29 protein-coding genes are annotated in these 23,407 nt (G+C 37.9%); 15 read left to right on the forward strand and 14 right to left on the reverse strand.

Translation table 11 applies throughout. The features are described 5' to 3' along the window. Nucleotides 1-99: 99 nt before the first annotated feature. The 4 genes from NMK93_RS12055 to NMK93_RS12070 all read right to left on the reverse strand — a co-directional run bounded on the left by NMK93_RS12055 (nucleotide 100) and on the right by NMK93_RS12070 (nucleotide 3,271). Nucleotides 100-495, reverse strand: a complete 396-nt coding sequence (locus NMK93_RS12055; RefSeq protein ID WP_254527551.1) for a VOC family protein — start codon at nucleotides 493-495, stop codon at nucleotides 100-102. Nucleotides 496-718: 223 nt separating this feature from the next. Then, a complete protein-coding gene (locus NMK93_RS12060) occupies nucleotides 719-1,057 on the reverse strand; it encodes a helix-turn-helix domain-containing protein (protein WP_185212513.1) in 339 nt (112 codons plus the stop codon). Nucleotides 1,058-1,838: 781 nt separating this feature from the next. Continuing rightward, nucleotides 1,839-2,312 (reverse strand): cytochrome P460 family protein, encoded by a 474-nt coding sequence (locus NMK93_RS12065; RefSeq protein WP_254527553.1) that lies wholly within the window; start codon nucleotides 2,310-2,312, stop codon nucleotides 1,839-1,841. Nucleotides 2,313-2,320: 8 nt separating this feature from the next. After that, nucleotides 2,321-3,271 (reverse strand): cytochrome P460 family protein, encoded by a 951-nt coding sequence (locus NMK93_RS12070; RefSeq protein WP_254527556.1) that lies wholly within the window; start codon nucleotides 3,269-3,271, stop codon nucleotides 2,321-2,323. 214 nt (nucleotides 3,272-3,485) lie between these two features. Between NMK93_RS12070 and NMK93_RS12075 the strand changes: the two genes are divergently transcribed. The 5 genes from NMK93_RS12075 (at nucleotide 3,486) to arsC (ending at nucleotide 10,031) form a co-directional block, all read left to right on the forward strand. After that, nucleotides 3,486-4,577, forward strand: coding sequence for a LytTR family transcriptional regulator (locus NMK93_RS12075; RefSeq protein WP_254527558.1), 1,092 nt, complete (start codon nucleotides 3,486-3,488; stop codon nucleotides 4,575-4,577). A 312-nt stretch (nucleotides 4,578-4,889) separates the two neighbouring features. Beyond that, nucleotides 4,890-5,441, forward strand: a complete 552-nt coding sequence (locus tag NMK93_RS12080) for a hypothetical protein (RefSeq protein ID WP_254527564.1) — start codon at nucleotides 4,890-4,892, stop codon at nucleotides 5,439-5,441. A 3-nt stretch (nucleotides 5,442-5,444) separates the two neighbouring features. Next, entirely contained in the window at nucleotides 5,445-6,797 is a 1,353-nt protein-coding gene (locus NMK93_RS12085; RefSeq protein WP_254527570.1) for a Dyp-type peroxidase, read from the forward strand. A gap of 39 nt (nucleotides 6,798-6,836) precedes the next feature. Next, the gene (locus NMK93_RS12090; RefSeq protein WP_254527571.1) at nucleotides 6,837-7,976 is read left to right on the forward strand and encodes a catalase family protein; all 1,140 of its coding nucleotides are present in this window, start codon (nucleotides 6,837-6,839) and stop codon (nucleotides 7,974-7,976) included. 1,707 nt (nucleotides 7,977-9,683) lie between these two features. Then, on the forward strand, nucleotides 9,684-10,031 hold the full coding sequence (gene arsC / locus NMK93_RS12095) for an arsenate reductase (glutaredoxin) (RefSeq protein WP_254527572.1): 348 nt from the start codon (nucleotides 9,684-9,686) through the stop codon (nucleotides 10,029-10,031). On the opposite strand, the gene NMK93_RS19820 is transcribed toward arsC, so the two are convergent. Together NMK93_RS19820 and NMK93_RS12100 are read right to left on the reverse strand one after the other, a co-directional pair. Then, the gene (locus tag NMK93_RS19820) at nucleotides 10,028-10,243 is read right to left on the reverse strand and encodes a PLDc N-terminal domain-containing protein (protein WP_368041466.1); all 216 of its coding nucleotides are present in this window, start codon (nucleotides 10,241-10,243) and stop codon (nucleotides 10,028-10,030) included. The two genes, arsC and NMK93_RS19820, sit on opposite strands and share 4 nt — an antisense overlap. A gap of 203 nt (nucleotides 10,244-10,446) precedes the next feature. Beyond that, nucleotides 10,447-10,638 (reverse strand): CsbD family protein, encoded by a 192-nt coding sequence (locus tag NMK93_RS12100; protein WP_093097249.1) that lies wholly within the window; start codon nucleotides 10,636-10,638, stop codon nucleotides 10,447-10,449. A 134-nt stretch (nucleotides 10,639-10,772) separates the two neighbouring features. On the opposite strand from NMK93_RS12100, the gene NMK93_RS12105 reads away from it, so the two are divergent. Beyond that, entirely contained in the window at nucleotides 10,773-11,006 is a 234-nt protein-coding gene (locus NMK93_RS12105) for a hypothetical protein (protein ID WP_185212522.1), read from the forward strand. A gap of 514 nt (nucleotides 11,007-11,520) precedes the next feature. On the opposite strand, the gene NMK93_RS12110 is transcribed toward NMK93_RS12105, so the two are convergent. Further along, nucleotides 11,521-12,486, reverse strand: a complete 966-nt coding sequence (locus NMK93_RS12110; protein WP_254527573.1) for a YDG/SRA domain-containing protein — start codon at nucleotides 12,484-12,486, stop codon at nucleotides 11,521-11,523. A gap of 133 nt (nucleotides 12,487-12,619) precedes the next feature. Between NMK93_RS12110 and NMK93_RS12115 the strand changes: the two genes are divergently transcribed. From NMK93_RS12115 to NMK93_RS12130, 4 genes are all read left to right on the forward strand, one after another. After that, the gene (locus NMK93_RS12115; protein ID WP_185216728.1) at nucleotides 12,620-13,171 is read left to right on the forward strand and encodes an RNA polymerase sigma factor; all 552 of its coding nucleotides are present in this window, start codon (nucleotides 12,620-12,622) and stop codon (nucleotides 13,169-13,171) included. 24 nt (nucleotides 13,172-13,195) lie between these two features. After that, nucleotides 13,196-13,519, forward strand: a complete 324-nt coding sequence (locus tag NMK93_RS12120) for a hypothetical protein (protein ID WP_214656435.1) — start codon at nucleotides 13,196-13,198, stop codon at nucleotides 13,517-13,519. Between the two features lie 108 nt (nucleotides 13,520-13,627). Further along, nucleotides 13,628-13,930: a hypothetical protein gene (locus tag NMK93_RS12125; RefSeq protein WP_185216731.1), complete on the forward strand. Its 303-nt coding sequence runs from the start codon at nucleotides 13,628-13,630 to the stop codon at nucleotides 13,928-13,930. A 19-nt stretch (nucleotides 13,931-13,949) separates the two neighbouring features. Beyond that, nucleotides 13,950-14,405, forward strand: a complete 456-nt coding sequence (locus NMK93_RS12130) for an Hsp20/alpha crystallin family protein (protein WP_185216733.1) — start codon at nucleotides 13,950-13,952, stop codon at nucleotides 14,403-14,405. A gap of 99 nt (nucleotides 14,406-14,504) precedes the next feature. On the opposite strand, the gene NMK93_RS12135 is transcribed toward NMK93_RS12130, so the two are convergent. Next, nucleotides 14,505-15,038 (reverse strand): 5'(3')-deoxyribonucleotidase, encoded by a 534-nt coding sequence (locus tag NMK93_RS12135; protein WP_185216735.1) that lies wholly within the window; start codon nucleotides 15,036-15,038, stop codon nucleotides 14,505-14,507. A 38-nt stretch (nucleotides 15,039-15,076) separates the two neighbouring features. Next, a complete protein-coding gene (locus tag NMK93_RS12140; protein ID WP_254527574.1) occupies nucleotides 15,077-16,150 on the reverse strand; it encodes a tol-pal system YbgF family protein in 1,074 nt (357 codons plus the stop codon). 265 nt (nucleotides 16,151-16,415) lie between these two features. On the opposite strand from NMK93_RS12140, the gene NMK93_RS12145 reads away from it, so the two are divergent. The 3 genes from NMK93_RS12145 to NMK93_RS12155 are packed head-to-tail and all read left to right on the forward strand — an operon-like array spanning nucleotide 16,416 to nucleotide 18,963. Next, nucleotides 16,416-16,997 carry a phosphatase PAP2 family protein gene (locus NMK93_RS12145; protein ID WP_254527575.1) on the forward strand — a complete coding sequence of 194 codons (582 nt, stop codon included), beginning with the start codon at nucleotides 16,416-16,418 and terminating at the stop codon, nucleotides 16,995-16,997. Between the two features lie 3 nt (nucleotides 16,998-17,000). Beyond that, nucleotides 17,001-17,390, forward strand: coding sequence for a GtrA family protein (locus tag NMK93_RS12150; RefSeq protein WP_185212530.1), 390 nt, complete (start codon nucleotides 17,001-17,003; stop codon nucleotides 17,388-17,390). Beyond that, nucleotides 17,380-18,963 carry a glycosyltransferase family 39 protein gene (locus NMK93_RS12155; RefSeq protein ID WP_254527576.1) on the forward strand — a complete coding sequence of 528 codons (1,584 nt, stop codon included), beginning with the start codon at nucleotides 17,380-17,382 and terminating at the stop codon, nucleotides 18,961-18,963. The genes NMK93_RS12150 and NMK93_RS12155 overlap by 11 nt, the downstream gene beginning before the upstream one ends. A 53-nt stretch (nucleotides 18,964-19,016) precedes the next feature. On the opposite strand, the gene NMK93_RS12160 is transcribed toward NMK93_RS12155, so the two are convergent. The 5 genes from NMK93_RS12160 to NMK93_RS12180 form a co-directional block, all read right to left on the reverse strand. Then, entirely contained in the window at nucleotides 19,017-19,268 is a 252-nt protein-coding gene (locus NMK93_RS12160) for a hypothetical protein (RefSeq protein ID WP_185212532.1), read from the reverse strand. 681 nt (nucleotides 19,269-19,949) lie between these two features. Further along, nucleotides 19,950-20,339: a nuclear transport factor 2 family protein gene (locus NMK93_RS12165; RefSeq protein WP_254527577.1), complete on the reverse strand. Its 390-nt coding sequence runs from the start codon at nucleotides 20,337-20,339 to the stop codon at nucleotides 19,950-19,952. A gap of 51 nt (nucleotides 20,340-20,390) precedes the next feature. Next, nucleotides 20,391-21,434, reverse strand: a complete 1,044-nt coding sequence (locus NMK93_RS12170) for an SMP-30/gluconolactonase/LRE family protein (RefSeq protein ID WP_254527578.1) — start codon at nucleotides 21,432-21,434, stop codon at nucleotides 20,391-20,393. A 112-nt stretch (nucleotides 21,435-21,546) separates the two neighbouring features. Further along, complete coding sequence (locus NMK93_RS12175) at nucleotides 21,547-21,738, reverse strand: hypothetical protein (protein WP_254527579.1); 192 nt, start codon at nucleotides 21,736-21,738, stop codon at nucleotides 21,547-21,549. Between the two features lie 4 nt (nucleotides 21,739-21,742). After that, a complete protein-coding gene (locus NMK93_RS12180; RefSeq protein WP_185212536.1) occupies nucleotides 21,743-21,955 on the reverse strand; it encodes a hypothetical protein in 213 nt (70 codons plus the stop codon). 285 nt (nucleotides 21,956-22,240) lie between these two features. Between NMK93_RS12180 and NMK93_RS12185 the strand changes: the two genes are divergently transcribed. Together NMK93_RS12185 and NMK93_RS12190 are read left to right on the forward strand one after the other, a co-directional pair. Continuing rightward, complete coding sequence (locus tag NMK93_RS12185) at nucleotides 22,241-22,453, forward strand: hypothetical protein (protein WP_254527580.1); 213 nt, start codon at nucleotides 22,241-22,243, stop codon at nucleotides 22,451-22,453. Between the two features lie 267 nt (nucleotides 22,454-22,720). Then, on the forward strand, nucleotides 22,721-23,245 hold the full coding sequence (locus NMK93_RS12190) for a hypothetical protein (protein ID WP_254527581.1): 525 nt from the start codon (nucleotides 22,721-22,723) through the stop codon (nucleotides 23,243-23,245). The last annotated feature ends 162 nt before the right edge of the window (nucleotides 23,246-23,407 follow it).

A 23,407-nucleotide genomic window follows, 5' to 3' on the forward strand; every position in this document is an offset into this window, starting at 1 on the left:
TAAATTTCCGCAGGAAATGCAGAAATAGCAATAGCTAGCAGTAGTCAATTTATAAAAGAAGAGACGGCCTAAGATCCTATAATGAAAAGCTCAGAATATTTAACCCTTTAGCTCGGTATAGATTTCGATCAGGTTACTCTCTGGATCGCGGAAATGGGCAACCCGAATCCCCCAGTCATCCATATCCATCGGAACCGTAATAAAATCAATGCCCTTTTTCTTTAAGTCCTCAAAAGATGCATCAACATCATCAACCTCCAAGATCAAGGCAAATTGATCATTCGACCCACGCCTGTTCTCCATCGCCGAAATACCCAAGGCCATATTCATCAACTCCGACTTAAAAAGCGCCAAGCCCCCAGGAATCCCAATGTTAAAACTGGCGTAAACCTCCCCCACATCCCCATGTGCACATTCCAGACCTAAAGTCTCCTTGTAAAATGTAAAGCAACTGTCAAAGTCCCTGACCATTAACCTGATATTGTTGAGTTTCATAGCGATGTGTTTTGGTTAGTTTAAACTAATTTAATGAATTTATTTGAGGAAACAGCTATGGATGATATTTGTTTTTTGAAGAAAATTCTTTTTATACCCCTACAAATCATTGAAGAATCATAGAATTTGGCATTATTTCAATTCATTTTAAAATAATATTGTATGTTAAATTAATGGCCATAAAAAATGGCCACTTTTAATAATAAAATTATCCTTTCATCTCCTATCTCTTTCTTCCCAGCAATCTATTGATTTCTTCAATTGTAAAATAATCTCTTCCACCAATTTTAATGGGTTTTATAATATGGTCATTTTTCATCCTATAATAGGTTGATTTACTTATTTTTAGCAGTTTAATCAGATCATCAACATCAATAAGTGAGTTATCAGGAATTGGTTTAATGTTTTTGGTTTGGGAGTTAAAAAGTTGGGTACTTTTAAAAAATTCACTGTTTGTTCGGGAAATCTCGGTATGATCGACTAACGTTTCATACATTTTTTCCAACAACCTTCTCACCCGCAGCAATTCATTGAATCTTGGTCTGGATGGATTTTCGTTCATATATTATGATTTGATTTCTATCATGTACTAACCCCTCGCTACTCTATCCTAATGGGCCAAATTTAATTTTTAATTAAACACATTGCGTGGCTTTTACGTTAAGAAATTGAAATAAATGTATTAAGTACTTATTGGACTCAGCTATCATTGCAGCAATTACTTTATCTTTTCTGCATGCTGCTACCTGAAAGTATATTAATTTCCAACCATTTGGCCCATCGAACCTAGGTATCAATCGATATTTTTGACTGCAATGCCCAAAGCGATACTTGAAAGACATGCCAGAAAGAGGCAGTAAATCCTGCAGCTCTAGGATTAGGGAATATTCCTTCAGATACCTATGTCTATCATAGCGGTAAATAAGAAAAAACGAATGCTGATTTTTGCTCATATCCATTGCGTCAAAACGGCCCAAAGTTATGCTGACCATTTCTCCAATATTATTTAAATATCTTTTTTAAATTTTTTAAACAATTAATAGCTGCTCAGACTTTATTGCAGTATTTTCTTCTGATGGGCTATTTAGAAATGACTATTAATTTCAGAATATATACCTGATTGGTCCAGGGAATGATAAAAGGAAGAATTCTTCAATTAACAAATGGAATTTTCCTTGATGCGTAGCAATTTTTCATTTAAAATTGGTTTTTGATCAGACATTTTATTTTGACTTTGTTTTACTCTCATTCGAGACACATTCGGAAAATTCGGAATGTGTCTCGAATGAGACTGGGATGAGACCAAGAAATTCTGATGGAAATTGAAATTTTTTATCGAAGGATTATTTTTCTAAGTTTTTCAGTTTTTCAAGTATTATTTCAGCCCTATTTTTCTTTCCAGGCTCTGATTTAGAATCTAAATCTTCATCCAGATATTGGCGGTACTGATACTTAAAATCTTTAAGGAATTCAATCTGTTCGACCTGTACTATTCTTTTGGGCGTTAGGACGCCGAACCATTCCTTGTCATTTTCTACTGCCCAAGATACTTGATAAATGTTAGCTTTTTCAGGAAATTTATGTCGATTTAAATTTTTTATTTCCTGCCAAGCTAAATCATTGGCATAAATTACCGACATACAGCTGTCCTTTGGATTATTTGAAAGGGTTATGGCATGCAAAAGCAAAGGGTTTTCAGGCAGTTTCCCAAGACTTATTATGGAGGCTTCTCGGTTCAGCAAACGATCAGCATGGTCCTTACAGCTAATTTGAAGGACAGACAAGAAGGAAATCAAGATGTATAGGAAATGTTTCATGGTAGGATTTAATTAAGGTTCTTAAGCAGAAAAGGTCTAGTAAAAACATAATCGCTTTCTTTGAGTGGTTTATGGCAGTTGGTACATTCCGTCGTTAAAATCGCTTTTCCACCATACGGTTTCAGGTCTTTTCCCCGCCATCTTGCCCAGCCCCAACCCAAGCTGCTTTTGAATTTCTGGGCATCCTTGATCATAAATTCTACCTGAAAGAACTCCCCGGTTGATAGCGTTCCGTCCGCATTGCTCCTTGATTTCCATGCTGCTTTTGCAAAAATGGCTCCATCAGGCCAAGGTTTAACCCGATTCTCCTCAATGGCCTTTACGGCGATATCATTGGCATAGATGAGCCTCATCGTAGCATTATCAAATCGGTCTGAAAAACTGATCAGCTTCCAATCTTTATAATCAGGGATATACTCGATTCCATTGGCATTCGGAGCAACAATCATTTTTTCCACCGCTTTTGGGGAATTGAGGTTTTTATTGCTATCTAAAACCAGTGCGGGATCAAATGCTTTCCTAGGCGTACGCTCAGTCAAATACCTTTTTAGGATTGCGATATCATTCTCTGTGGGTTTGTTATCCCCATGTATATAGCTATATGATTTCAGGGGCATTTCACCCTCCAATATTTTATTCAAGCTATAATAGAGGAGATTGTTTCTGGCCGGGTTTTCTAAGGAATCCCACTTTGAGAAATCCAATGCTGCCCTACCCTTTGCGATATGGCCATTGACAAAATAATCTAAGGGTACGATTTTATCATACCAACTGAGATTGCTTTGGGAGGAATGACAATCGAAACAGGACTTTTCTAAAATAGCATTGATTTCCTCCGGAACTCCGGCCAGTGGTTTTGCTGGATCCGACTGTACCGAATCCGCTCTTACAAAGGGCAAAAATTGCAGAACAATGATTCCCGCAAATAAAACCAAGGGGACATAAAGTGATCTTTTCATCTTAACTGATTGATGGTTCATGGCTCAAAATTAGCTTGAAACCTGAAGCAATGCCGCTTCAAGGAGCTTGAAAGGGATAAAATGGAAGCTAAAAGTGAATATTTGGCCTTGAAGGGGATCCAGTTCCGTGAAGGAAAGTATTAAATCAGGTTTAAGTCCAGGAATTTTTGATTCCCTCACAAAAGCTATACATTTGAATGTCTCAACAAATAAAATGAAAAGCTCCAAACATTACTTATGGACATTTATAGGCCTAACTCTGCTGGCTTTTCTGGCTTCTGCGGCCTCATTGAGCTATTACTACCAAGAAGCTAAGACTTCCTTGCTGCAACAGAAAGAAAGTGCCGGTAAAAGAGAAATCAGGGAACTGGGCATTTTGTTGGAACAACAGATCCATGCTGGGATTGCAAAGGAAACGGTGATTGCGAACCTTCAGAAAAGCATCCTGAACACGGATGTGCAGAGTGAATTTGTCTGCATGTATAATACCCAAGGCATTGAGCTATGCCACCCCGATCCATCCTTGATCGGACAAAAGATCGACGCCTCAAATTCTTCCATCAATATAGCCGGTCAACGGAATTCATTTCGCCAGATCTTGAAGGAAGGAAAGGAACGCTCTGGCACCCGGGAATTCCCCTCGGATAGCCAAAGAAGTTCCGAAATAGTCAGTGTCTACCCAGTTCAGGGAACAGATTGGATGCTGGCCAGCCATGCCAATATTGCTGCAGTTCAGGCTCAGTTAGAGGATCTATTCCTAAAATTTGTTGTGGGTGGAATTCTTTTCACTTTATTCATTAGCCTCTCTTCCTTCCTATTGATCCGCTTGATCTATAGGTCTTACGAAAAGCAAAAAGAGGCTGAGATTGCAGAACTCAACATGCAAGTGAATACCCTACAGATCATGAACCAGCAACTCGAAACAGTAAAGAACAATATCGCTCAAGAATTCTCCGATAAAAAACCGACTCGAAAACGTATCCTCTCCTATATCAGGGATGAGGTTATTGCCTTGGATACCGATGATATCGCCTATTTTGAGTTGAACAACAATGCTATAATAGCAAGGACATTTGATCAAAACACCTATAGCGTCAATGGAAGTTTGGATGAGCTTGTCAATGAGCTGGACCAAGAGGTCTTCTATAGAGCCAACCGACAGTTTATCATTAATATCCGAGCGATCTCCAATATCTGGGTGTATGGGAGGAATCAACTGCGAATTGAAACCACGGCAAAAAGTGAAACCCCAATCCTTATTAGCAAGAACAAGGTCTCTGAATTTAAAAGGTGGTTAGATCGTTAGAGATTTGACTTAAGTTGCCATTCCATAGGATAAATATTGCTAAAAAATCCCAATATAATTGCAATTGCTCAATCGCATGAACCGAAGGAAATAAAAAATTCATGGGCAGAAAATAAATTTAATCTTTAAGGTTTCCTTACTTTAGTCCTGCTTTCCGAAAATCTATGTAAATATCGTTTATATCCCTGTTTTTTAATTGTTTAAACAAATATTTTAATAATACCACTAAGTATTTTCTAAAACATTTAATTAATTGACCTGTTTTTTTGAAGAGGATAAGAAACAGAGTTTTAAAATTTAAATGATTAAACGATGAGTATGTTAGAAGATTTGAAACTAAAGAAAGACCTGATTATTGCCAATTTCAAGGAAGCTGCCAATGATGGTTATGACCATTCTATTGAGTCCGCGGGAAAAAAAGGTCTTCGTTCAGGGCGTGTGTCTGAACTGACAGCTATTGCGGATTTAAAACCTGGTGGTGGAGAGCGATTAAAGAAAATCATGGAGATTGCCGATGGTAATCTTGGCGGGGCAACTCGCGTAGGTACCTTACATGACCTGCGGATTGTCCTGTTGGACAATGACAGCAAAATACTGTTCTGTACGGCCTACGATGGCGATTGGGATGCATATATCGATGATTTTGCGACCAAAATCCCGGAATTGATGGATATCATCTTTGGAAATGTGGAAGGCTGGCCTGGCATCAAGGATCCAAGCGTCAAACAATTTATCATTGATCATCAGATTACTGCAACGGGTTGGTATGTTGGTGTGCCACACCTAACGGTGAACGATATCCGAAGGCAGGACAAGATCGTATCTGGACTGAACAAGGTAATTGATGAAGCGAATACAAGTTAGGCTATGGCATTTGAGATTTTAAAAAGGATTTTTAATCCGAACAAGGTGGAAATTGAATTGGAGGATATCCAATCCATGATCTTACGTAGCCGACCCATTCCCTATTATGGGACGATGGCAGCACTCCGAATCAAGTCTCCCGAAGCAGGAAAGGAAATGATCAAGGCCGTCCTACCCTTGGTGCATTCTGCCCAAGATTGGGACAAAAACGAAGGGGCTACCGTATTTTTAACCTTTACCTATAAAGGATTGGAAGCATTGGGATTACCGAAAGACTCCCTGGATTCCTTTCCGGAATCGTTCAAGGAAGGCATGGCCGCTCGAGCCAAGTTCTTAAAGGATGTGGGTGTCAATGACCCCAAGCATTGGGAAAAAGCCTTTAAGCAGGAAATCCATGTCGCTGCCGCCGTAATTGCCGATTCTGCAGACGCATGGCAAGAATTATTGCAACAGTTCAGGAAAGAGCTGGAGGGGAAATCCGGCATTGAGGTCTTGTTTCAGCATGATTTTGGTGCAACGGAAGAGGTCAAGAATGTCTTTGGATTCAGGGATGGCATCAGCAATCCGGAAATTGAGGGCAGCGGCATTGAATTACCCGCCAGCTATGACCGTCCGATCAAGGCGGGGGAATTTATCTTAGGTTATCCGGGTGAAGCTGGAGTAATCGCTCCTTTTCCTCAACCGGAAGTTCTGGGAAAAAATGGTTCTTTTTTGGCAGTGCGTAAATACCAAAGCCAGGTTGCTGAATTCAATAAGTTTATCCAAGAGAACAGCAATAGTCCAGAGGAAGGCGAGCTATTGGCAGCAAAGACAGTAGGCCGTTGGCGAAGTGGAGCTCCCTTGGTCCTAAGTCCAGATGTGGATGATAAAGAACTGGGCGAGAATATGCACAAGAACAATGATTTTTCATTCAAGCACGATGAATATGGCAAGAAATGCCCTTTCTCTTCGCATATCCGCAGGATGAATCCTCGGGATTCCAAAAACTTTGTGATGGAAGATGTTCGCTTGCACCGCATCATTCGAAAGAGCGTCACCTTTGGAGATATCGTCCCTCCTGAGGTTACCAAGAATGATGGCAAGGAACGTGGTCAGTATTTCCTCGCCATCAGTGCCAATGCAATGGGTACCATGGAATTCTTACAGGCCCAATGGGTAAACGATGGGAATTCCCAAAACCTGGGAACCGAAACCGACCCTTTGATATCAGTTCAAAAAGATGGACTGTTCACTGTCCCCGCTGATCCCATGGTCAAACGGTACCATAACCTCCAGACCTACAACATCGTAAAAGGTGGAGCGTATTGTTTTATCCCAAGCCTTTCTGCCTTGAAATGGATCAGTGAACTGGCATAAATAATCACACAATATTCATAAAATGCTAAACTATAGAACATGAACAAGGAGTATATAAAATATAGCCCTGATTTGGAGGAAATCCCAGAGAATTTCGAAGAATATATGGCTACCATCAATAAGGATATCCAAAACTACATCCAGGAAACCAAGCAACTGAGCAATATCAACCATTACACCCGAGATGCACATGCCAATGGCTATGCCGCCCTAAAGGCAGAGTTTGAAATCTTGGGAAATCTTCCGCCCGAGCTTGCGCAGGGCGTATATTCACAGCCTGGAAAGCACGAAGCTGTCATCCGATTTTCCAATGGCTCGTCAAGGGTCCTGCCAGATAAATTAAGTGGCAATGCCCAGGGTATGGCCATTAAGGTCTTTGATATACCAGGGAAAAAATTGGCACCTAACGAGGTAGATTCCCCTAATATGGATTATAACCTGATCAATAATCCGGTATTCTTCTGCAATTCGGCTGAACATTATGTCTTTATTTCCAAGCTATTCCTTAAGTTGACCGATTTCTTTGAAAAAGGGGCCTTAGGTAAACTGGAATTTGCCGCATTGTGGGCCACAGAAAATAAAAAGGCTTTTCCAAATTGGGAAGCGCTCAAGGAATTGAATGCCTTAAAAACCTTTGAAAAGATCCCTGCCATCAATAGCTTTCTATACGAATTCTATAGTATGGGCGCAGTGAGGCATGGAGATTACATGGCTAAGGTCAGGGTAAAACCAACCGAGGAGACCAAACAGCGGGTTCAACAGAAAGATGTGAACATAGAATCCGAAGATTGGCCCTATCGTTCTGCAATTATTGAGGAGATCGCTAAAAACGATATGACCTTTGAACTGCAGGTGCAGCTCTGCAATGATCTGGACAAACTGCCGATCAATGATCTGACAGTTGAATGGGATCAAGAGCTTTCGCCCTTTCAAACGGTAGCCAAGATCAGCATTTTTCAACAGGAAGTTCCCGCAGATGGCAACTTTGAAATCATGGAAAATCTATCCTTTACCCCTTTCAGGACCATTGAGGAAAATAGCCCAATAGGCAATCTACAACGGACCAGACAACAGGCCTATGTCACTTCATCAACAAGTCGTCATGCCCTTAATCATAAGAAAAAAGTGGAACCTAAAAACCTAAAAGAGGCATTTGACCCAAGCTTTTATAATTTGTAGATTTTAAGATCGCGGTAAATTGATTTTATCGCGGTTTTTTTTGGACGTGATTGTCAACCTGACGAAGGAAGGATCTCGGAATTTTATGGACTTATTTAATTAAGGATGGCATTGGCGTACAGGTCCTCCATCTTCTTTCCTCCCCTGCTGTCGTCCTGAGGGTTTAAAATTTTGATAAAATTTATCGAAAGGTGATGGCAGCTTTTTAGCAACGAAAACATTTAGGCTCTTGAAATTTTAGTAAAAGAACCCCCATCGCGGTTTCATTATTTTAGCTGGAATGGCACGTTAGCCTGGATGTAGCGAAAAACTGATGTTCGATTAATCGAACATCAGTTTTTCGCTACTCCTGTTTTGTTGAATATCATTTCTAAAATAATTCAGCCCTTCAAGGGCAGTATATCGCAGAAAAAGCTCTCCTTTTCAGGGGGCATCCTGACGAAGGAAGGATCTCGGGATTTTACAGACATAATCGATTACAGATAGCATTGGCGTACAGGCCCTTAACCTTCGGTTAAGGATGACAAGCGGTCTGTGAGGAGGACCGTACAGATTCCTCACTGATCGTTCAGAATAAAATTACGCTAAAGAGGGATTCAGAGTGAAACGAAGAATCTATTTTTTATTTTATTTAGAGGTGTTTATCATCCCAAAATCGTAAGATGAGGGAACTATTTCAAGTGAAGTATGGAAAGTTCCGAGACCCTTCGGGGATGCCCTCAGGGTGACATAGGAAAGGTATAGAATAATATTTCACCCACGCTGTGGGTTGGCCGAAGGACAAATCACGCTTCTATAAAGATTTCACCCCCGCTGGGGGTTCCTCTTATAATCGAGCAAAAATCTTCCGAAGGAAGCCTTTAGCCTCCCGGCTCATTTCCAATGGCGGAAAAATGGAAAGAATGTCGTGGCCCCCCGCGAGGGAATTGGCATTGGTTACTCCCCTGCTGTCGTCCTGACGAAGGAAGGATCTCGGGATTTTACAGACATAATCGATTACAGATAGCATTGGCGTACAGGTCCTTAACCTTCGGTTAAGGATGACAAGCGGTCTGTGAGGAGAACCGTACAGATTCCTCACTGATCGTTCAGAATAAAATTGCGCTAAAGAGGGATTCAGAGTGAAACGAAGAATCTATTTTTTATTTTATTTAGAGGTGTTTGTCATCCCGAAATCGTAAGATGAGGGAACTATTTCAAGTGAAGTATGGATAGTTCCGAGACCCTTCGGGGATGCCCTCAGGGTGACAGAGGAAAGGTATAGAAAAACATTTCACCCCTGTTGGAGGTTTCTCAATACAAACATTCACCTTCCTGAGGAAGCCCTTTAGCCTCCCGGCTCATTTCCAATGGCGGAAAAATGGAAAGAATGCCGTTGTCCTGCGCGATGTGATTGGCCTTGGAATGCTTCCTTCAAAATTCTCCATCAAAAGGGAGAATTTTGAAGGAAGATATTCCCGACAACAAGGCATTCTTTTCATGTGAAGTGGATGGTGCGAAAAGCCATCTTAAATGAGCCGAAGCGTTTTGGTTACTTTTGCGCCTCAAAAGTAACGAAGAGAATTGGTATCCGTGAGCTCCTTCGTCGGTTTGGTTACTTTTCCGCGAAAAAGTAACTAAGAGAATTATATAAACCTACCTGCATTTCAGATCCTATGGATTAACTTTGAAGAGTTGAATGATAAATGCTTTCAAAAAAATTAGATTATGATCAAGATATACCATAACAACATGTGCAGTAAAAGTAGGGCTACTTTAAATCTTTTACAGGAGGGACAGGAGGAAATCAAAATTCAGGAATACCTTAAACAGGTTCCATCAAAAGCTGAATTAAAGGAAATCTTAGCTATGCTGAAAATGAAGCCGTTGGATTTGATCCGTAAGAATGAGGTTATATTCAAGGAGAACTATAAAGATAAAAACCTATCGGATGAGGAATGGATAGATATTATGCTTGCAAACCCAGTCCTGATAGAAAGACCGATTGTAGTCAAGGATGGAAAAGCTGCAATCGGTAGACCAATTGAAAAGATCATTGAGCTCTTGAAAATTTAAGTTCCAATAGCTTCATTTTTCCTTCCCCATAACCAATAAATAAGGATACCAAGTAAACTTCCAATTAATATAATGAAAGTCCACAGATATTTTTGATTGACGTTTAGGGATTTATTGTGGATAATATGAAATAGGGTATAAAAAAACGGTAATGCTCCTATTAACAAAAAAACAATCTCGATAGAGCCAATATTGATAAACAGTAAATTCATAATCAGGATTTTATTTAGTTAAAATTAACAAAAATCTGTACAATAATTACCTAAAAACTGGTATTTATAGAAAGTAAGAATAGCCTTACTTTTGTATGGAACAACATCACATTAACTCCTTTGCATAAGTACATACAATTAGGATAGAATGAAAAATGCCCAACCGTATGGCTGGGCATTTTCCTTTATATGAGTTTTGGATATTATTTATCCAAATCTCTTAACCATGTTTGAACTTCTTCACGAGTTTTACCCGTTTTTTTCTGAAGTTTACCATATAGTTCGTCTTCTTTTCCTTCAACATACAATAAATCGTCATCCGTTAGATCTGCATATTGCTGTTTTACTTTTCCTTTTAAAATATTCCATCTTCCTTTTAAATCTAATGAATCCATTTGCTTTTTATTTTAAGTGAATTAATAAATATGTGTGTATAATAGGAACAATGCTAAACCTAAATAGTTTTATTTTTTTTGAATTCAAGGAGAAGATTGCAAAAACCAAATGATTGATTCTTTGTTTTAATTACATGGATTTAAACAGAACTTTTGCATATCATCATGAAGGCCGTGAGATTCAATTCAGCGTGACTTATGACCCTAAGACCCATTCATTCAATGTGGTTGAGGACGATAACATCAATTATATCCTGTCCTATAACCCAGCGACACGGGAATGGACAAGCACCGAAGATCCTGGACCTAGTATTTCAGTAGATAAATTGGCCCAGTTGGTCCAAAAAAGTTTCGGAGTCTTCGTATAAGCAAAAAGAAAATTTAATTAGTTTTCCCACGGAATGCAGGCAAAATGCCTGCATTTTTTATTTAAAGAAACAGCCCCAAAATTAATTTGGAGCTGTCAATTATTTAGACATTTTACCTATTTCTGCCTTAAGGTAAGCTGTCCATACTATTTCTTCATAATGCCTTTGCGAGCTTATTTATCGGTAGTATTCATTGGGTGAACAGTCTGGAAAGAAAATAGTTCATTTTATTTGGATGGAATGGATGGGGAGGGTGGTTTTGTGGATGTAAGGGTGGTTTGAAACAGGATGGAATGGATGGGATGGAAGTTTTGAACCAGGATGGAAAGGATGAGAGGATGGGCCAAGATTAATTAGTTGATTGGACAGAATGTTGACTTTATAATTATTACCAAGACAAAGCCTTGCATTAATTATTTCTAATTCAAAAATTAGTTGACTTCTTTAATATATTAATACTCATAATTTTATTAACCCAAAACTTAAATAGTTAAATAAATCATGGCTTTTGTTTTCAATTAAAATCACCTTTATAATGATGTTTTCGATGGTAATTTAGAAAATCCAAATTAATTTTATGTTCCGGATGTACATTCAATTTTGCTCTTTCAAAACCAATGATTTGAAAGTCTTCAGTAATTGTAATCATTCCCAAATCAAGCATAGTATGATGATTTGGGCAAAGGCACAGAATATTTTCAAATGAATCTGGTCCATTGTGAGGTTTCCCTAAACCCTTAATATGTGCTGCTTCAGAATAGGAAGAAACTGCAGTAATTAATCTAATTCCACAAATTTGGCAAGTATTTTTGTAAAGCCTTTTAACTCCTTGTGAAATCTTTGTTTCTCGTATTATTCTGCTAATTATATACTCTTTTCTAGAAACCTGATCTATTATTGGCAATTCATCAATCCTTAATAAATCATTTTCCATATGTTCCTTTGCTAAAGAAATTGGATTAATGTTATTTATTTTTTCTAATCTAAATCTCCAAATAACAAATCCACTTTTTCCTTTCTCTTGCCAATAATCTGTTACATAAAATAAACCGTCATATCGATATCCATGATCTGGAGCATATTCGGAATGTTTTGATGCTCCTCTAATTACTCTGACTGGCAATTGATTTTCGTAAGAATAAGCAAGGGCTTTATTTCCTCGGGTTAAAGTTTGATCCGAGACTTGTGCTTTTGAGCCTTCACTTCTCCCCCCATGTCCAGTATAAATTATTAGATTTCCAAGATCTTCATCATCTTCATATCCACCAGACACAACAATAGAATCTGCACCTTCGGCTGCTGCACCACTAATACCTGCTTGAATAGGTTTATGGACTTTCTTAATTGACAGCTCCATTCTATTTTCAAACCTATCTCCTTCAATTACACCATTAATATTTCCAAAGTTTCGATTGCTCATCATTAATTCATTAGGTAGTAACCAATGATAAGGATTTTTATAGAATAAATGAATTAACAAGTCTATCTTTATTGATTTTTTTTATTAAGTAGTTTTTAAAATGCCATTTTGCAACCCTTTATTTTTTTATTTTTTAAAGTAAAAACTCTTTTGATTCGTCTTTGTCTTTATGGACGAGGCACAGCTAGAACGTATGTCGGAAAAAAACGCCAAAACTTTTTCGGAGGTTGTCAAGGAATATGGCGGCCAGTTGCTGCGCTTTGTCAAGGCGCGGGTGAAAAAGACTGCCGATGCGGAAGATATCCTGCAGGAGGTTTGGTATCAATTCTCGAGGGTTACCAATATTGAAGATTTGGGCAATGCTGGGGCATGGTTATATTCCGTTACCCGAAATAAAATCACAGATAGTTATCGAAAAAAGAAGGATGAATCGCTGGACGAGCTTACCGAAGCTGCCGATGAGGACTCCTTCCCTATTGCACATCTCTTGGTTGCCGATGAAACGGACAATCCCGAACTCAAGATGTTCAAGGATATCTTCTGGGACGAGCTGATGAAGGCTCTGGAAGAACTGCCCGAAAAACAGCGCAAAGTGTATATCCTTAATGAAATCGAAGAGATGACCCTACAGGAAATTGCAAATCTTGAAAATGAAAACCTCAAGACCATCATCAGCCGAAAAAGCTATGCGGTTAAGCATCTTAGATTAAGGTTGCGGGGTCTCTATAATGAATTAAAATCTTAAAAAAAAATAGCGATGAATAGCTCAATGAATACTAAAAGAAAAGGGAAAAAGATCTTTATAGGAATAGCCATTGTTATCTTCTTCTTCCTGCTCATTGCCTTGCTTCAATTTCTATGGAACAAGCTGATGCCCGAGATATTCGGTCTGAAAACCATTGATTACTGGCAGGCACTCGGATTGTTTATCCTTTCTAAGCTCCTATTTGGTAGAGGCTTTGGAAAGCCAGGTTCTGGCTTTGGCCGTAAAATGCGACAAAGAGAACTAGATCGTTCCGACTTAAGTGAGGAAGAAAAGGAAAGATTGCGGGAAGAATGGAAGCGCCGCTTTGATTCAAAATGTGGGTTTTAGGCTTGCCTAGGGGGAAATTGAATATTTTTCAAAATAATTTAAGGTAAAAGGATGGGTTCCTGCGTCTACTACATCAAAGGCCTTTAAATAGAACAAAATAAGAAAAACATGAAAAATAAATTTCAATTAATAATCCCAAGATTACTTGTAGTAACAGCCATAGCAGGTATTGCAACATTGCTGATCGGAACAATCTTTAAAGTACTGTTGGTTACAACCATCTTGTTTTCCATCGGAACCTTGGTTTATTCCAAAATCAGCAGACGTAGAAAACATGCAGACTATCCTGCCTACAGGGCAGCATTTGAGGGCACGATAAACGGTCCTTACCTTACTGCAAATCCACAGGCTATAGTTCCTGTTCAATATGTGAACAGAGCGAGCAAACCCAGCATTGTCCCTATTTACTAATTAATAAAAAATGATAAAAATGTTCAGAAGAGAAACATATAACCAAGACGCAGAAGCTCAGCAAAATTTTTGCCGAAGCAATTTTAAGAGAAAATTTGACCGTTTTCAAAATCACTTTTTCAATGAAGGAAATCCCTTCAACAGAAGTCAAAAAGCAAACATCCCAGTGAATATTGCAGAAAATGAAGAATTATACCAGGTTCAGGTATATGCGGCAGGCAGGAAGAAGGAACAATTTCAGGTAAATATAACCGACCAGGTCCTGACAATCACCTGTAAAGCTGCAGAATTAGAGCCAGGATTAAAATATATCTACCAAGAACAGCAATTAGGTGAGTTTGAAAGAGCTTTCCAATTGCAGGATGAGATTTTGTTAGGGAATGTACATGCCAGTTTTGAGGATGGTATCTTAACGGTAATCCTTCAGAAAGATCCTTCCAAAATAAAACCGGCACAGGAAGTTCAGGTCTCCTAGTAGACTTGAGAAAACATAGAACCATAGAAAGAGCAACCTGATGAGGTTGCTCTTTCCTTTGTATAAAAAATTATCCTTGTGAAATCGCTGAAGAAAGGATTATGATCCAAAGAAGTATCGCTCCACATCTTTCCATCCATTCAATCTTTCAAAACCAGTTTCATGGATATTGTGATAGCAATTAAATATCAGGCCAGTACCCGAGAAAGAACGTAGATTATAGATATGGTCATCGATCATATAGTCTGCTTTGATGATGCCCTTATTGCCACAAAATACCACTTGATGCCAAGTAATAAATGGGAAATGCTCTTGTAACCAATCAAATTTTTCGACCAAGCTCCAAGGGAATTCCATTGCTGCCGAAACGATATACACATCAAAATTATCGTTCAGACGCTTGACCACTTCTTGGGCATCAGGATTCAGGGGAAGGGTCCTAAAGAAATCAGGTTTCTCCAAATATCGGTAGACTGCAGCAGGGTCCTCAAAGCATTCGGCTTCTGGTTTTCCTTGGATCTCGGCTTCAGTGATCCGGATTCCTGTTTCCTGGAAATGATAAGCTAAATAATGCGCCATGTTATTGGCCAAGACCCCATCCATATCGATGGCAATAGTTTTACGTGTTGACATATTGGAAGATATGAAATTATTTGATACCGAAAAATCATCTAATTGATATTTTCGATCAATCTTTCTTTATCAGGAGGTTCGAGAATTACCTTATTATTACAAAAGAACGTTAAATAATTACGGACATTAAAATTTGAGCTGTCTCCCCAATCATTAAAAACTTTACAGGCATCCTCGTTCCTGTTTAGCATCAGATAACAGATCCCCAAGGTTCGAAGGCAATCATTATAGTAAAAAAATTGTTTTCGATTGACCGGAACCTGTATCGCTTTTTCTAAATGAGGTAAGGCCTCTTCATATTTTCCTTCTTGGTATAAGTCATCCCCTAGTTGGAACGATGAAATTGCATCTTTGATCTCCTTTCCGACATCTTTTTTATCGAAAGTCGAATAATGGATCCTTTGAACGACAAGAACATTCTCTTTAAAATCGTTAAAGAAAAAACCACTGATCTTATTCAGTGCTTTCCTGAGATCGGTTTCCAGTTTTAAGTCAACTGGATTTAGAAATACGACATCCCTGATTACATTATTCGTATCCAGTACAAATTCAATTTCACAAAAGAATTCGGATCTTGACTTCTTTTTTAGTTCCGAGGAATAAAATGCCATACTGCTTGCAAAATCCATATTGCTGGTAAACCTCACCTTGTTAAAGGTATCTTCAATCAATAATTTCTCATCGTTTCTTTCTGCATATTTTGCATGAAATTCAGGATATGTTTTTATGAATATGGAGTCTTTCAAAAAATAAAAGATATGATCAGGGTCGCCACGCTCTTGTATCACAAGGTAATCTGAGTCAAAAGAATAAAAAAGGGATCGGTGGACCATATCAATATTTTTGAGATCATCATATCTGGCCTTAAATGGTTGATCGTTGATTTTTAATTCATCTTTTGATATTTCATAAATGGTTTCATTGGAAAACAAGGGCGAATGTATATCGGAAATCATCTTATTGGCATCGGTGACAAAATCAAGGACCCAACGCCCGATCAGTCGATTCTCTTGGGCATTGATCGGTTGGAAAAACAAGCAAAACAGAAAGAAAAGCAGAAAGGACTTGCTAGGGAACATGTTTGGAATGCCTCCAAAATATTTGCAGTTCATAATAATTGATTAAGAGTAGTTGAAAGTAAAGATATTTCCCAAGAATTCGAAATGGTTCTGCCCCTAAACTGAACTGTCATTAAACAGCGGTTATTTATTAATAGAAACTTAATGAAGTTAAGTATTTGTGATAACATTTTCTTAATATTTCAACCATAATTTTATGTTTTAAAGATCAAAGCAAATTAACCTCATGAAACGTATCCTAAAACTCTACCATGAAAACAGGTATTTTTATAATTGTTTTTTAACCTGGTACTTTTTTTTGAGTTGCATTGTATTTTCAATTCCGAAACAAGAGTCATTTTTATTTATCAATTCCAAGCATTCTTTATTTTTCGATTATTTTTTCACGGTCATCACACAGTTTGGCGATGGAATCATTGTGATTGCCTTAGCCTTACTTTGTTTCTTTTTATGGTCCAAAAGGCTGGGCGTAGCAATTGCAGCAACCTATATAGGCTCTGGATTGATCTGTTCACTCTTAAAAAGAACCTTCCATACCCATAGACCGGGTTTCAATCTTCATGATGACCCCTCCTTTCATTCCTTGGCCTGGATGCCCATGTCCTACCACAACGCATTTCCATCTGGCCATACTACCTCGGCATTTGCCTTGGCCACCTGTATTGCCCTATATTCTAAAAATAGAAATTTGGCCATTATTGCATTCCTGCTAGCTTGCTTGACGGGTTATTCACGGGTTTACCTAGGTCAGCACTACCTTGATGACGTATGGTTTGGTTCTTTATTGGGAATTAGCTTCTCCTGTTTATATGGTTTGTTGGTTTCCTATTATGGTGAAAATGGCTTCAGCCTTTCCATACCTAATAACTTTAAAGTATAATCTATGCTAAAGATAGCGCTGAGTGCTGCCAAATTTGCGGCGGTAGGTCTTTTGGGAATGGCCATCGATTTCTTTTTCACCTGGCTCTGCAAGGAAAAACTAAAGATAAATAAGTTCATCGCCAATGCCATTGGTTTTTCATTAGCCGTGGTCAATAATTATATCTTGAACAGGATATGGACCTTTTCCAGCAAAAACCCGCAGGTTTTAGAACAATTCCTTTATTTCCTAGGGATCAGCAGCATTGGATTGGCACTCAACAGTACATTTCTATATCTTTTTCACCAAAAGTTAAAGTTAAACTTCTATTTCAGTAAGCTCCTCGCTATTGGGATAGTTTTCATCTGGAATTTTTCTGCCAACCTACTCTTTACGTTCAACAATGGAAAATGAATACAGGATTAAACTGAGGTGGCTAATCATTGTTAGCAGCATCTTGCGATGCCTGTTTGCCCTTTTTATCGAACTGGGCAATGACGAAGTCTATTACTACAGTTATGCGGAACACTTAGATTGGAACCACTTTGACCATCCACCTATGGTTGGTATATTGATCCGTTTTTTTACGCTTAACCTTCATTGGGTCAATGATTTTTCCATGCGTTTTGGAGCAATCATCATGGCGGCTTTCAACACTTGGTTAATCGCAGGAATAGCGAGACATCTGATGAGCGAAAGAGCAGGATTGATTGCGGCCGTCCTGTACACGGCATCCATTTATTCCAGTATCATTTCCGGCCTATTTATCCTACCAGACTCCATAGCAAATACTTTTTGGATCGCTGCCATATATAGTATGGTAGTGATTTTGACCACAACAGACCGACATAAGCAAAGCAATCAATTTCTGCTACTGGGTCTATGGATAGGATTAGCCTGCATGAGTAAGGTACATTCCATTTTTTTAGGTATAGGTTTTATTTCCTATATCCTCCTTTTCCAAAGACCATTTCTCAAAAATAGATCGTTCTACCTAGGGATGGTTCTCTTTATGATCTGTGTGCTTCCCATTTGGCTTTGGAATGAAGAATATGGTTTTATCACCTGGAAGTTCCATAGTCAGCGCATCAGTTACTTAGATTCGGGAATCCGATGGGACTATTTTGCCCAAGCGTTTTTTGGACAGATCTTCTATAATAATCCCCTATTGATCTATATGTATGTTTTTATCCTTATTTCCTTATTCAAGGATAAGTTTAAGATAAAAGGGCTGTCAAAAGATATAGTTTACCTCTTGTTACTGACCTCCCTACCTATAATTGGCGCAACTACGGCAATTTCCCTGTTCAGACAAGTCCTGCCACATTGGAGTGGTCCAGGTTTCTTTGGGATTATGCTAATAAGCAGCATGTGGATCGACCAACAGATCATACTTAACAGGATTTCGAAAATCAGGAAATTATTAAATTTTCAGCTTAGTTTTACCCTTATTATCATGGCCATTGGGGTTCTCCTGATCAATTTCTATCCCGGCAACCTTTTTTCAAATTCGACAAACGATCAATTGGGCAAGGGAGATATTACGCTTGACATGATGGGCTGGAAGGATTTAAAGGGCCAATTTGAAGCGTTAAGGACAGAAGATATCAGCAAAGGTGAAATGTCCATCCATGATGCACTATTGGTAGATAAATGGTTCCCCGCTGGCCACTTATACTTCTATTTGGCAAGGCCAATGGAAATGCGCATGATAGCTGAAGGAAAACTGACGGACATCCATAAATATGCCTGGATAAACCTGTCGGTTCCACCTATACAAAAGGGTGAAAATGCCTACTTTATTGTTCCCTCCAATAATTATATTTCCGTTGAAAATCAATATTCCAATCTATTCAAAGAAATAAAATTGAGAAAGGTTTTGGTGCAGGAACGAAGTCATCAAGCCGTGAGGTATTGGTATATATACCAACTCTTCTCAGCCAAAGAAACCATTGGAAATCGACATCCTATGTCATACAAAGAATAAAAAAGGTTGCCATAAATGACAACCTTAGGTTTAAAATATAAAGATATAATTGTTTAAAAGATATACCGCCAAGAATTGATCAGGGTCATCGGGATATAGATAATGGTCAATAATAATGCAGTAACAAGATCTGGCTGTTCCAGCTTTTTGAAACGTGCATAGGAGAACAGGGTTATACAGATCAAAAGGAAACCTATTCCGATAATAAAGGACCAAGTATTTCCTGCAAGGTTATTGAGCAGGATTCCCGCTTTCAAAAGAACCAATACCAGAATCTCTCCCAAAAGGATTTTCTTCCAATTCATGAATTAAATAAATCTAGTTGAACAATGTTTATTAATTAGCTTGAGCAAGAATGGCTTTTTCGGACATTCACGCATTTTTAAATGTTCTTTCACAAAAGACCAATATCCACAATGAATGCAAAAATATTTCATAATAATCAATAATTAATAAACGATATCCGGTAATTGTGGGTTATGAATATATTGTTTAAATCAACAAAAATTTTACGGTTTTCCATAAAAAGCAATATTATTATACGGAGACAATATTTCCAGAACAAGACCACAAAAATAATAGGCCATTTACGTTCAAATGGCGATTAAAATAATCCTGTTGTGCAGTTTTTAAAAAATATTTTCAGGAAAAACGTTTTTTTTGGGCACTTACGTTCTTTAAGGTGCTTTTTACTCAAAGCCCTAAACCCGCAATAGAAGCATTTGTTTAGCATGACACTAATTAATTGTTAATAATTTGACGATTTGGTTAAGGCAAATATATCTCAAAAATACTATTTAACATTACGGTATTCCGTAATATTTTTATTGTTATTCTCTAATAATTAAAAAGATTTCAACGAAGCAAATGCAACAAGTTATTTATTAGTTGTTTAAACATGATTAAGTTTGTATTGTTGAGAAAATAAAAAATAGAAAAAGGACTGATTCAAGTCCTTTTTCTATTTTAATGAGCTGTTATTTCTCTTATTTTTTCTGTTCAGCTGGGGAATAATCTGCTTCAGAATGCAGGGAACATTTCCATTTTCCGTTTTCTTGGATCCAAGCGGAGCTACATGCACATTTGGCTTTGCGAAATTGCCCTTGGCTTTCAAATTCAACATCGATTAAATAACCAATGGTTGCAAAACTCTTACTGAACATTTGCACGACAGCTTCGGAAATTCCCTTAATTTCCATTTTCATACCTTTCCCCATATCAAAGTTTTTCTTATAGGTCGGTTCATCTAAGTATTTTACGCCATACTTACTGACTACGGTACATGGAAAATAGGTAAGGTCTCGGACAGTATCATAATCTAGACTGGCCATTCCCTGCCAGTACTTCTTTTCTAAATCGAGGATTTGATCTTCCATAGCTAAAATGTTTTTTGTTCACTATAAAGACAGTTGCCTCCCATCATTGTTTTAGATCTTTAGTTTAATTCTCAATAACTGATCCGTTGATGTCAGATAAAGATAGCCATCAGCTCCAAAGGCACAGTTAGCAGTATGCACGGTAGAGCGAATTCTTCCTATAGGTTTTCCAGTAGAATTAATGACCACAACTCCATCACCGGCAGCTGCATACATATTTCCATTTGCATCGACCTTGATACCATCTGCTGCAAGGGATTCTTCTGGAAAATTCTTTTTGAAATCAAAGAATATTCGACCTTCAGACAATAAGCCATCTGCTTTGATGTCATATGCCATGATGTAAGGGTTATTTCCATCGCTCAATGCTACAAAAACCTGTTTTGCATCTGCGGAAATAGCAATACCATTAGGTCTTGCTAAATTGGAAACAACCTGAACTGCCTCTCCTTTTTGGTTAGCTTTATAGACACCATTTTCTTTGATTTCCTTTGTTTCGGTGTCATTTTCACGACCTGGTAATCCATAAGGTGGATCAGTAAAATAATAATCCCCATTAGGATGTTGAGCAATATCATTTGGTGAATTGAACTTTTTACCTTCCCAGTTTCCAACCAATGTTTCTTTTTTCTTAGTTTTCAGGTCAATTTGAGCAATTCGACGATTACCGTGATCACATGCTACCAATTGACCCTGTTGGTTTATCAACAGACCATTGGTCCCCTGTTCTTCGGAATAGACTTCTGGCCCTTCAAAACCTGCGGGTTTAATGAATTCCTGAAGCCCTGCAGACTCCGACCATTGGTAGATAATATTCTGCCTAGTGTCCGAATACAATAGGTAGTTGCCGTCCTTCACCCAAACTGGACCTTCAGCCCATGTCATCCCATCAGCTAATTTCTCTACTTGAGCAGTACTGTCCACAATATTCAACATAGCGGGATCTAGAACTTCGATCTTTCCAATTTTGGGAAAATCTTTAAAAATACTGCTGGTATCAGATTGAACATCCTTTTTAGATTGGTCTTTAGCGGTATTTGTACAGGAGGCTAAAATAAGGGATAGCAAAAATGTTGTTAAGAAGATTTTATGCATTGCAATAGGTTTAAAAGTATTCTTAAAAATATGATTTTTTATCGGAATACTTTAACCTTAATATATGGATGATGCTTAAATCAATTTTCTTTGAATAACAATCACATATTTTCTACTCCACAGGATTGATTGGCTGTTCCGTTAGGGTACTATCGATTCTAGCACTATCCACACTATCTAGCCTATCTGCAGTATCAATGGGTTGATCTATTTTATTTTGGTTGTCCATGTTTTTTGTATTCGTACATGCCAACATCAATAAGGTAAAGACAACAACGGGTGTCAATAGGATTAACTTTTTCATGTGATCATTTTTTAGTTTTCTTTTTTTTAGGTTCTTTGGGAAATTCATGAGGATTAGGCATAGTATTAAGTTGTTCCTGCTGTGGGTCAACACCGGCTTCCCCTGCTCCATCTTGATGTTTTTCTTTCCGTTTCATAAAGGCTGTCAGATCTTTCTTTTTATCTGGTCTTCCCTTATTATTTAAACCTTCCGTAGCACTTTCATTTTTCGTCGCCATAACACATTTTTTAATATAGAACATATTGCAGATGAATTCGTTGGCAAATAAAACACAAAGTCCGACGAGTTTATTGGATAATAAACAAACCAGGTTACCCTAAAGAATATCAAAGTAACCTGGTTCTTTGCAAAATGGATAATTAAACAATTCATTTATTATATAATGAAAACACTAGGTAGAAATTTGTTGAACAAATATTGAGAAAGGGTATTTATACTCGACATCAAATATAATTTTTACAACTAAATCATTATCAACCTGTTTACTTAATAAAAAAAGATTATGAACTCAAAAGTCAATTATGCAATGAATAGTCAAGGACCTATTATTGCGATTAGCTTAATTCAGGATCCAGAAGACAATAAAAACGAAAAAAATAATGAACCTGATTACCAAAATCCTTTCTATGATCCGGATTCCGACCAGGGCTCACAGGAATATGATCAAAAAGAAGATCCATTGAAAGATGATAATGAACCTATAGGCGAAGGTTAAACTTTAAATGATAATAATAAGCCATATCATGAGGAAGAAGATGATGAAGTTGATAACCTTGGCGATTTACACAGCAAATTATTATAATTCAATAAATCTTTAAAAACTTGAAACCTCAGGAAAGATTTGCCTGAGGTTTTTATTTTGTTCTAAATCTGTCATATAGTGTTTTAAAGGGGGATAAAGGTGCCTTTTGGCAAACTATTTGTTATAACAGCGGAAACTTTCATATCGAAGGTTTGAAATTTGAAACAATTATTTATTATCATGAAGAAAGTATTTTTACCTATTCTAACCCTTTTTATTTTAATGTTTGCTGCCAATGAGCAGGCAAACGCACAGACACCTTACCGTACTGCCATTGGTCTGGGAGTAGATGTGGGTGATGGAGAATCATTATTTGGACCACAGATCAAACATAGCTTCAGTGGTCGAGACGCAGGAAATGCCCAAGTATTATTTGGAGACCACATTACCGTGGTAGGTGTTGATTATTCATACAACCAACGTATCTCTGGTACCAGAGGGTTAACGTGGTATGTAGGTGTAGGTCCTCAATTATCATTTATCGACCATGGAAAATGGGATGATGATTGGTATGATGATGACAAACACTGGGATGGGGACACCCATACGGATTTTGCAATCCGTCCAGCTTTAGGTATGGAATTCAGAATTCCTTCAACACCATTAGCGATGCACGTAGATTGGAAACCATGGTGGAACCTATCTCATGGTTCACATTTTGAAGCCTCTAGGTTTTCGCTAGGATTTAAATTCGTTTTAAAATAAAATAACAGTTAGAAGCAAAAAGGGTCTGCATAAAATTATGCGGACCCTTTTTCTTTTAGGATTGTTCTTTATATATGAAACGTCCAAAAATGTTCAATAAGATGTCCAAATATCAATACTGGGCATTTAAGTGGTTCTTTGTGGTCCCTATGTCCATTTATA

The sequence above is a fragment of the Sphingobacterium sp. LZ7M1 genome (genome assembly GCF_024296865.1).
Taxonomy (GTDB): Bacteria; Bacteroidota; Bacteroidia; order Sphingobacteriales; family Sphingobacteriaceae; genus Sphingobacterium.

Coding starts and splice junctions, on each gene's coding strand:
- NMK93_RS12055 (WP_254527551.1), bottom strand. CDS start 495: ATGAAACTCAACAATATCAGGTTAATGGTCAGGGACTTTGACAGTTGC.
- NMK93_RS12060 (WP_185212513.1), bottom strand. CDS start 1,057: ATGAACGAAAATCCATCCAGACCAAGATTCAATGAATTGCTGCGGGTG.
- NMK93_RS12065 (WP_254527553.1), bottom strand. CDS start 2,312: ATGAAACATTTCCTATACATCTTGATTTCCTTCTTGTCTGTCCTTCAA.
- NMK93_RS12070 (WP_254527556.1), bottom strand. CDS start 3,271: ATGAAAAGATCACTTTATGTCCCCTTGGTTTTATTTGCGGGAATCATT.
- NMK93_RS12075 (WP_254527558.1), top strand. CDS start 3,486: ATGAAAAGCTCCAAACATTACTTATGGACATTTATAGGCCTAACTCTG.
- NMK93_RS12080 (WP_254527564.1), top strand. CDS start 4,890: ATGAGTATGTTAGAAGATTTGAAACTAAAGAAAGACCTGATTATTGCC.
- NMK93_RS12085 (WP_254527570.1), top strand. CDS start 5,445: ATGGCATTTGAGATTTTAAAAAGGATTTTTAATCCGAACAAGGTGGAA.
- NMK93_RS12090 (WP_254527571.1), top strand. CDS start 6,837: ATGAACAAGGAGTATATAAAATATAGCCCTGATTTGGAGGAAATCCCA.
- arsC (WP_254527572.1), top strand. CDS start 9,684: ATGATCAAGATATACCATAACAACATGTGCAGTAAAAGTAGGGCTACT.
- NMK93_RS19820 (WP_368041466.1), bottom strand. CDS start 10,243: ATGAATTTACTGTTTATCAATATTGGCTCTATCGAGATTGTTTTTTTG.
- NMK93_RS12100 (WP_093097249.1), bottom strand. CDS start 10,638: ATGGATTCATTAGATTTAAAAGGAAGATGGAATATTTTAAAAGGAAAA.
- NMK93_RS12105 (WP_185212522.1), top strand. CDS start 10,773: ATGGATTTAAACAGAACTTTTGCATATCATCATGAAGGCCGTGAGATT.
- NMK93_RS12115 (WP_185216728.1), top strand. CDS start 12,620: ATGTCGGAAAAAAACGCCAAAACTTTTTCGGAGGTTGTCAAGGAATAT.
- NMK93_RS12120 (WP_214656435.1), top strand. CDS start 13,196: ATGAATACTAAAAGAAAAGGGAAAAAGATCTTTATAGGAATAGCCATT.
- NMK93_RS12125 (WP_185216731.1), top strand. CDS start 13,628: ATGAAAAATAAATTTCAATTAATAATCCCAAGATTACTTGTAGTAACA.
- NMK93_RS12130 (WP_185216733.1), top strand. CDS start 13,950: ATGTTCAGAAGAGAAACATATAACCAAGACGCAGAAGCTCAGCAAAAT.
- NMK93_RS12135 (WP_185216735.1), bottom strand. CDS start 15,038: ATGTCAACACGTAAAACTATTGCCATCGATATGGATGGGGTCTTGGCC.
- NMK93_RS12140 (WP_254527574.1), bottom strand. CDS start 16,150: ATGAACTGCAAATATTTTGGAGGCATTCCAAACATGTTCCCTAGCAAG.
- NMK93_RS12150 (WP_185212530.1), top strand. CDS start 17,001: ATGCTAAAGATAGCGCTGAGTGCTGCCAAATTTGCGGCGGTAGGTCTT.
- NMK93_RS12155 (WP_254527576.1), top strand. CDS start 17,380: ATGGAAAATGAATACAGGATTAAACTGAGGTGGCTAATCATTGTTAGC.
- NMK93_RS12160 (WP_185212532.1), bottom strand. CDS start 19,268: ATGAATTGGAAGAAAATCCTTTTGGGAGAGATTCTGGTATTGGTTCTT.
- NMK93_RS12165 (WP_254527577.1), bottom strand. CDS start 20,339: ATGGAAGATCAAATCCTCGATTTAGAAAAGAAGTACTGGCAGGGAATG.
- NMK93_RS12170 (WP_254527578.1), bottom strand. CDS start 21,434: ATGCATAAAATCTTCTTAACAACATTTTTGCTATCCCTTATTTTAGCC.
- NMK93_RS12175 (WP_254527579.1), bottom strand. CDS start 21,738: ATGAAAAAGTTAATCCTATTGACACCCGTTGTTGTCTTTACCTTATTG.
- NMK93_RS12180 (WP_185212536.1), bottom strand. CDS start 21,955: ATGGCGACGAAAAATGAAAGTGCTACGGAAGGTTTAAATAATAAGGGA.
- NMK93_RS12185 (WP_254527580.1), top strand. CDS start 22,241: ATGAACTCAAAAGTCAATTATGCAATGAATAGTCAAGGACCTATTATT.
- NMK93_RS12190 (WP_254527581.1), top strand. CDS start 22,721: ATGAAGAAAGTATTTTTACCTATTCTAACCCTTTTTATTTTAATGTTT.